This window comes from Rhodoferax sp., assembly GCF_014859475.1.
GTDB lineage: Bacteria > Pseudomonadota > Gammaproteobacteria > Burkholderiales > Burkholderiaceae_C > Rhodoferax.
The window spans coordinates 1-7059 of record NZ_JACUUE010000132.1 but is presented as its reverse complement, the minus strand read 5'-3'; the positions used below and the strand labels follow the sequence as shown (position 1 = coordinate 7059).

The following is a 7059-nucleotide window of genomic DNA, read 5'->3' as shown; positions in this document are numbered from 1 at the left end:
GCTTCATCGGCCCATTTTTTGTCACGCATGATGATTTCCAGCAGCTCGTCCATGGCAGCCGTCCATTCGCCTGTCGCCATCAGCAGGCGGGCTTTGGCAAAGCGGGTGTCGAAGTCGCGCTTGTTTTGGGCAATCTGCTCGTCGAATTGCGCAAGCGACCAGCTGGCGTGGGGGCCGGTGGCGGCTGATTGAATCGCATTGAGCCATTGCGACAAGGCTTCAAAGCGCAGTTGGCGCGGAATCTCTGACAGTTTGGGGGCTAACGTGGCATCTGCTTCTTCCAGGCCGCCGAGTTCAATCAAGAGTCTGATGTAGTCATAACGCGCGTCGTCGTTGCCGGGGTCGGTGGCCAGCGCGTCGGCCAGCTTGGCCAGCGCGGCTTGGGTGTCGCCCGCCTGCAGCAGCTCCTGCGCGGCATCGGCCTCGGCTTCGGCCACCAGCTCGCCCTCGCTGGGCAGGTGCTTGTCGAGGAAGGCGCGCACCTGGGTGGCACTTTGCGCACCCATGAAGCCGTCAGCCGGCTTGCCGCCCATCATCAAAATGCAGGTGGGAATGCTGCGAATGCCAAAGGCCTGGGCCAGTTGCTGCTCTTGGTCCGAGTCGATCTTGACCAGCGTGAAGCGGCCTGCATAGTCCACTTCGAGCTGTTCCAGAATGGGCCCGAGCGACTTGCACGGGCCGCACCAGGGCGCCCAGAAGTCGATCAGCACCGGCTGGGTCATGGAGGCGGCAATGACCTCGGTTTCAAAATTTTGCAGTGTGACTTCAATCATGGTGTTTACTCGCAGGGGTCAAACGTAGAATTCAGGCATGAACTCTATACAAATCGGTGTGCTCATGGGCTCCAGCTCCGACTGGGACACCATGCAGCACGCAGTCCATATTCTCCAACAGTTTGGCATCGCTCACGAGGCCCGGGTGGTTTCGGCGCACCGCATGCCCGATGACATGTTTGCCTATGCCGAAACGGCCGTGGGCCGGGGCCTGAAGGCCATCATTGCCGGCGCCGGTGGCGCCGCGCACTTGCCCGGCATGCTGGCGGCCAAAACCACGGTGCCGGTGCTGGGTGTGCCAGTGGCCAGCAAACACCTGAGCGGTGTCGATTCGCTGCACAGCATCGTGCAAATGCCCAAGGGCATTCCGGTGGCCACCTTTGCCATCGGCGCTGCCGGGGCGGCCAACGCCGCGCTGTTTGCGGTGGCGATGCTGGCCAACTCAGACATCGTGTTGCGCGCCAAGCTGGAAGATTTTCGTGCCGAGCAAACCCAGATGGCACGCGGCATGACGCTGCCGCCCAAATTATGAGCAGCCCTGTTTTGCTGCCTGGCGCGACTGGCTTGAACGGCAGTGGTCAGCAAACCACGCTGGGCGTGATGGGCGGCGGCCAATTGGGTCGCATGTTTGTGCAGGCCGCGCAGGCCATGGGTTATTTCACCGTGGTGCTCGACCCCGACGTGATCAGCCCGGCCGGGCTGGTGAGCCATTACCACATCAAAACCGACTACCTCGACGAGCAGGGCCTGACGCAACTGCTGCAGCGCTGCGCAGCGGTGACCACCGAGTTCGAGAACGTGCCCGCAGCTGCCTTGGTCACGCTGGGTGCCGCGCGCCCCGCCGCACCCAGCGCCGATGCCGTGGCCATTGCGCAAGACCGCATCAAGGAAAAGGCGCATCTGGCGCGCAGCGGTGTGCCGGTGGCACCCTATGCGGTGATTGAGTCGGCGGCGCAACTGACGGCGGTGGCCGATGATTTGCTGCCCGGTATTTTGAAAACCGCCCGCCTGGGTTACGACGGCAAAGGCCAGGTGCGCGTAAGCAGTCGCGCTGACCTGGTCGCCGCTTGGGATGCGCTGAAAAATGTGCCTTGTGTGCTGGAGCAAATGCTGCCGCTGGTTGCAGAGTGTTCGGTGATCGTGGCGCGCGGCTGGGACGGCACCTGCGTCAATTTCGCGCCGCAACGCAATCTGCACCGGGCAGGCATTCTGGCTGTCACTGAGGCTTTTGACGGTAATCTGCCGGCCCAGTTGGCTGAAAAAGCGGTGCAGGCGGCTAAAAATATTGCCGAGGAATTGAATTACGTCGGCGTGCTGTGCGTGGAGTTCTTTGTGCTGCAAGAGGGCTCGCCCGAGCGTGCCCGGCTCGGCGGCCTGGTGGTCAACGAGATGGCACCGCGCCCGCACAACAGCGGGCACTACACGCTTGATGCCTGCGACCTGTCGCAGTTCGACTTGCAGGTGCGCACGCTGGCCGGCCTGCCGCTGGTGCAGCCAAGGCAGCACAGCGCTGCGGTCATGCTCAATTTGCTGGGTGACCTCTGGCCAGAAAATTTGCCTGAGCATGCCGCAAGCGATCCGGCGCACATGACTGCCAGGGGCACGCCACGCTGGCAACAGGTGCTGGCCTTGCCGGGCGTTCACCTGCACCTGTACGGCAAGCTCAAAGCCAGCAAGGGCCGCAAGATGGGGCACTTGACGGTGACTGCCGCCACGCCGGAGCAGGCGCGCACCACCGCGTTGGCGGCCGCCGAAATACTGGGCATTGCGCCATTTTGAGCCGCTGCACCAACCGCATCCCGCCATGGCGAGCGTAGCGCGGCCATCCCTGCCATGATCTTGCCTGCGCATACCCCTGAATCCATCGCCGCCGCAGCCCGTTGCATCAGGGCTGGCGGCTTGCTGGGCTTGCCGACTGAGACGGTGTATGGCCTGGCCGCCAATGCCGATGACGATGCGGCTGTGGCGCAAATCTTCAAAGCCAAAGGCCGCCCAGCCGACCACCCGCTGATCGTCCACGTGGCCGATGCCGGTGCCGTGGCGCATTACGCAAGTGAAGTGCCGGAATTTGCCAGGCAACTCATGCAAGCCTTCTGGCCCGGCCCGCTGACCCTGATCCTGCCACGCCGCCCCGGTGTGGCCAACGCCGCCGCCGGTGGCAACCCCACCATCGGCTTGCGCTGCCCCGCGCACCCCGTGGCGCAAGCGCTGCTGAATGCGCTCATGGATTGCCGCGTCGCTTCGCTCCTCGCAATGACGGGTTCTGATGAATTGACCGTCATTGCGAGCGAAGCGCGGCAATCCATGCCTTTGTGCGTCTGGGGCGTGGCGGCGCCCAGCGCCAACCAGTTCGGCCGCGTCAGCCCGACCACGGCCGCGCATGTGCAAGGCGAGTTTGGTGCCGACCTGCTGATTCTGGACGGCGGCGCCTGCAGTGTGGGCATCGAGTCCACCATCATCGACTGCAGCCGCGGCCAACCGGTGCTGCTGCGCCCAGGGGCCATCACGCCGGATCAGGTGCAAGCTGTTTGCGGGCTGAAGGTGCTATCGATCGACGATGTGCCTACTCAGGAAGCGCCTGCTCCAAAGGCTTCCGGCACGCTGGAATCGCATTACGCGCCAAAAGCCCGGGTGCGACTGATGACGGCCCAAGATTTGCAGACTTCACTGGACCTGATGGGCGCTAGACCCAGCGACACAGCGGCGAAGGGGGGCTATGTAGTGGCGACCTATTCTCGTGCCACCCTTAAAAACGTCAACGCCCAGGTGTTATGCCGACGCATGCCCGATGACGCTGCCACCACGGCTCAGCAATTGTTTGCCGTGCTGCGTGAGTTCGACGCGCAAGGCGTCAAACAGATATGGATCGAAACCCCACCCGCCAACCCGGTTTGGGAAGGCGTGCGGGACCGCTTGCAGCGGGCGGCTGCCATTTAGCATTGGCCAAGTGGGCTATCGATACCGCAACTTCATCACCAAAATGCCACTCGCCAGTGCCAGCGTGACGCAGTTGGCAATCACCACCGGCCAGGCGCCGAGCATCAGGCCGTAGATCAGCCACATGGCCACGCCCAGGGTGAAGATGCTGTACATGCCCAGCGAGATGCCGCGCACATCTTTGGTGCGAAAGGTGTGCAGCGCTTGCGGCAAAAAGCTGACGGTGGTGAGCACGGCAGCCAGCGTGCCGATCAGGTCTGTCAAGGTCATGGTGTTCTGAAAATTGGGGGGTAGCGTGCCAGGTGGCATCACTGGCCCTGATTGTCCATTACCGCCCAGTCGATCAGGGCGTCCAGCGCCGGGCGCACCGCTGCCGCGTTGGGGTGATTGACCATGGCCACCAGCACATAGCGCTTGCCGCTGGCGGCGTGCACATAGCCCGCCAGGGCAGTCACATGCTTGAGGCTGCCGGTTTTCAGGTGGGCGCTGGCGCTGCTGGCCTGGCTGCGTTTGAGCGTGCCGTCCACGCCCACCAGGGGCAGTGACGACATTAATTCGGGCATGTAGGGCGCTGCGTAGGCCAGTTGCAGCAGTTGCCCCAACTGCTGCGCGCTGATGCGGTTGTGCCGCGACAGGCCCGAGCCGTTGTCGATGGTGGGCACTTTGGTGGCGCTGATGCGGCGCTGCCACCATTGGTGCACGGCTGCGCGCGCGGAGTCAGGGCTGGCCGGGCGCGCGTTGTCCGGGCTGGCGGGTTGCCCAAGGGTTAAAAAAATCTGTTGCGCCATCACGTTGTTGCTGAATTTGTTGACATCGCGAATCACTTCGGCCAGCGTGGGCGAGGTGATCTCGAAGGTGGCTGGCTGCTGCGGTGCGTCTCCGTTGCGAACGCTGCCGGTGAGTTTGCCGCCCATGTCATGCCACAAACCTTGAATGGCGCGGGCGTTGTAACTGGCGGGGTCGGTGTAAGCGACTGGCCACACTTTTTCGCCACAGCTGGCGGGGTAGTCGCCATTGAAACGGATGCTGAGCGGGGATGAAAAATCAGCCTTGAGACCCGCGCGGTAATTGCCACAGCTGCCGTTGCCGCCAGCTTTGGCCGGGCTCAGCGGCACGCTGGTTTGCAGTTGCACGCCCGACAGCGGGGGGTCAAACTGCACGCTGGCGCTGTTGGCCTGCGGATCAGCGGTAAACGTCATGACCACCGACTTGAAATTGATCAGCAAGGCATCGGGCGCAACGTTGTAGGGGCGCAAGGGCTCGCCGTCAAATTCGGCCGGATCGGTGGCGGGCACCTCGAACGCACTGTTATCGAGCAAGATGTCTCCGGCAATGGTGTGAATGCCCAAGCCTTGCAGGCGGCGCAGCAGTAGCCAGAGTTTTTCCAGCACCAGCTTGGGGTCGCCCTGGCCCTGGATGATCACATTGCCTTGCAGCACGCCGTTGACCACCGGGCCGTCCACCCAGACCGGCGTGCGCCAGGTGTAGGCAGGCCCGAGCAGGTCCAGCGCCGCCGTGGTGGTGACCAGTTTCATGACCGATGCCGGGTTCATGGCTTGCTCGGCGCGGTGGCTCAGGCGCGGTGCGTTGCGGCCATCGGCATCGCGCACCAGAACGGCCATGGCCTCGGGTGGCACTTGGGCGCGTTTCAATGCGGTCAGCACGGTGTTGGGCAGGGCCTGCGACCAGGCGTCAAGGGGCCAAATACTGCTCGTCAGGCAGATTAAAGTGAACGCAATCAGCGGCTTCAATGGCATTGGCTTTTTCATGAGATCGTGACCGCGCAGGGTTTTGTTCAGGCAGTTGCCGCCCGCGTCGCCATCAGCAGCACCACCAGCGCGCCGGCGCCGCCATCGGCCGGTTTGGCCTGCACAAAGGCCAGCACCTCGTTCTTTTGCACCAGCCAGCTGTGCACCCGGCTCTTCAGCACAGGCGCTTTGCCGGGCGAGCCCAGGCCTTTGCCGTGCACCACGCGCACACACCGAATGCCATGCTTGTGCGCCTCACGAATGAAGATGCTCAGGGCTTCGCGGGCGTCATCGCGGCGCAGGCCGTGCAGGTCGATCTGGCGCTGAATGCGCCAGTCGCCACGGCGCAGCTTGCGCGTCACATCCGTGCCGATGCCGGGGCGGCGAAAGCTCAGGTGCTCGTCGCACTCGAGCAGCGTCGAGACATCGAACTCGTCGCTGATGGCTTCTTTCAAAACCCTTTTTTCATCGCGCTGGTACTGCATGGCCTGCGGCATTTTTGGCTTGGGCGCGTGGTGCAGCCGGCGCTTGTCGGGCAGCGGCTTGACCGCACCCGCGGCCCGGGTAAACAAGTCCTTGTCGCTGGTGGCCTGCTTGACCGCCTTGACCTCCTGGCTGGCTTGCAGAACGTGCTGGCGTGCTTGCTCGGCAATGGCGCGCTTGACCACTTTCAGGTCGCCCAGCGTGCTGACCTTGACCGGCTTCACAGCAAGCCCCGCTCAGCCATGCTCAGCGCCTCGCCCGGCGCCACAATGACATGGTCGAGTACGCGCACGTCGATCAGCGCCAGTGTGGTTTTGAGGGTCTGCGTGAGCATTTCGTCGGCCCGTGACGGCTGCACCGAGCCGCTCGGGTGGTTGTGCGACAGCACCACGGCGCTGGCCTGGTGCCTGAGGGCACGCAGCACCACTTCGCGTGGATAGACACTGGTCTGGGTCAAGGTGCCTTGAAACATTTCGTCATACGACACCAGCCGGTTTTGCACATCAAGAAACAGCACGGCAAACACTTCCTGCTGGCGCGCTGCCAGTTTGAGTTGCAAAAACTGCTTGACCGCGTCAGGGGTGGCAAACACGGTGCGCTCCTGCAGCCGCTGCGTCAGGGCGCGGCGGGCCAACTCCAGCACCGCCAGCAGCTCGGAGCGTTTGGCCGGCCCCAGGCCCTTGACCGGTTTGAGGTCATCTGCGGTGGCGCTGAGCAGGCCGGCAATGCCGTCAAAGCCGTTTTGGCCATCTGCGCCGGGCTTGATGTCGAGCAGCTCGCGCGCCAGTTGAAACACGCCTTTGCCCTTGATGCCGGTGCGCAGCAGCAGCGCCAGCAGCTCCACGTCGCTGAGGGCGCCGGGGCCGCGCGCGAGCATTTTTTCGCGCGGGCGGGCATCGGGGGGCAGGTCTTTAAGGGGCATGGTGTGGCTTTTACAATGTCACCCAGTTTATGCCAGTCGCCATTACCGCACCCTTGACACACAGGAACTTCATGACAAGCACCCCCGCCACGATCCAGCCCGGTTCCTTTTTGACCCTGCACTACCGCCTGAGCGGCCCGGCCGGTGACGTGGTCAACACCTTTGCCGCTGCACCCGCCACGCTGACCCTGGGCAC

Annotated in this window: 8 protein-coding genes and 1 pseudogene; 4 read left to right on the top strand and 5 right to left on the bottom strand. The window is 63.6% G+C overall.

The annotated features are described in order from the left end of the window. On the bottom strand, positions 1–773 hold a 773-nt coding region (gene trxA / locus IBX54_RS10870; protein WP_296542675.1), incomplete at its 3' end, for a thioredoxin. Positions 774–810: 37 nt separating this feature from the next. Between trxA and purE the strand changes: the two genes are divergently transcribed. Genes purE through IBX54_RS10855 form a run of 3 tightly spaced genes read left to right on the top strand, consistent with a single transcriptional unit; the run spans position 811 to position 3710 of the window. Then, positions 811–1305, top strand: coding sequence for a 5-(carboxyamino)imidazole ribonucleotide mutase (gene purE, locus IBX54_RS10865; protein WP_296542674.1), 495 nt, complete (start codon positions 811–813; stop codon positions 1303–1305). Beyond that, positions 1302–2552 (top strand): 5-(carboxyamino)imidazole ribonucleotide synthase, encoded by a 1251-nt coding sequence (locus IBX54_RS10860; protein WP_296542673.1) that lies wholly within the window; start codon positions 1302–1304, stop codon positions 2550–2552. Before purE ends, IBX54_RS10860 begins: the two co-directional genes overlap by 4 nt. Before the next feature lie 54 nt (positions 2553–2606). Beyond that, entirely contained in the window at positions 2607–3710 is a 1104-nt protein-coding gene (locus IBX54_RS10855) for an L-threonylcarbamoyladenylate synthase (RefSeq protein WP_296542672.1), read from the top strand. A gap of 15 nt (positions 3711–3725) precedes the next feature. Here the strand turns inward: IBX54_RS10855 and IBX54_RS10850 are convergent, their stop codons facing one another. The 4 genes from IBX54_RS10850 to radC all read right to left on the bottom strand — a co-directional run bounded on the left by IBX54_RS10850 (position 3726) and on the right by radC (position 6863). After that, complete coding sequence (locus tag IBX54_RS10850) at positions 3726–3980, bottom strand: SemiSWEET transporter (RefSeq protein WP_296542671.1); 255 nt, start codon at positions 3978–3980, stop codon at positions 3726–3728. 38 nt (positions 3981–4018) lie between these two features. Then, a complete protein-coding gene (gene dacB, locus IBX54_RS10845; protein WP_367141833.1) occupies positions 4019–5374 on the bottom strand; it encodes a D-alanyl-D-alanine carboxypeptidase/D-alanyl-D-alanine-endopeptidase in 1356 nt (451 codons plus the stop codon). Between the two features lie 131 nt (positions 5375–5505). After that, positions 5506–6165, bottom strand: a complete 660-nt coding sequence (locus tag IBX54_RS10840) for a Smr/MutS family protein (RefSeq protein ID WP_296542669.1) — start codon at positions 6163–6165, stop codon at positions 5506–5508. Further along, complete coding sequence (gene radC, locus IBX54_RS10835; protein ID WP_296542668.1) at positions 6162–6863, bottom strand: DNA repair protein RadC; 702 nt, start codon at positions 6861–6863, stop codon at positions 6162–6164. The genes IBX54_RS10840 and radC overlap by 4 nt, the downstream gene beginning before the upstream one ends. Positions 6864–6934: 71 nt before the next feature. Here radC and IBX54_RS10830 point away from each other — a divergent pair. Then, a pseudogene (locus tag IBX54_RS10830) lies at positions 6935–7059 on the top strand (peptidylprolyl isomerase); the annotation flags it as partial.

Bases quoted from the DNA above. Each gene is read 5' to 3' on its own strand.
- purE (WP_296542674.1), top strand. From the start codon at position 811: ATGAACTCTATACAAATCGGTGTGCTCATGGGCTCCAGCTCCGACTGG.
- IBX54_RS10860 (WP_296542673.1), top strand. From the start codon at position 1,302: ATGAGCAGCCCTGTTTTGCTGCCTGGCGCGACTGGCTTGAACGGCAGT.
- IBX54_RS10855 (WP_296542672.1), top strand. From the start codon at position 2,607: ATGATCTTGCCTGCGCATACCCCTGAATCCATCGCCGCCGCAGCCCGT.
- IBX54_RS10850 (WP_296542671.1), bottom strand. From the start codon at position 3,980: ATGACCTTGACAGACCTGATCGGCACGCTGGCTGCCGTGCTCACCACC.
- radC (WP_296542668.1), bottom strand. From the start codon at position 6,863: ATGCCCCTTAAAGACCTGCCCCCCGATGCCCGCCCGCGCGAAAAAATG.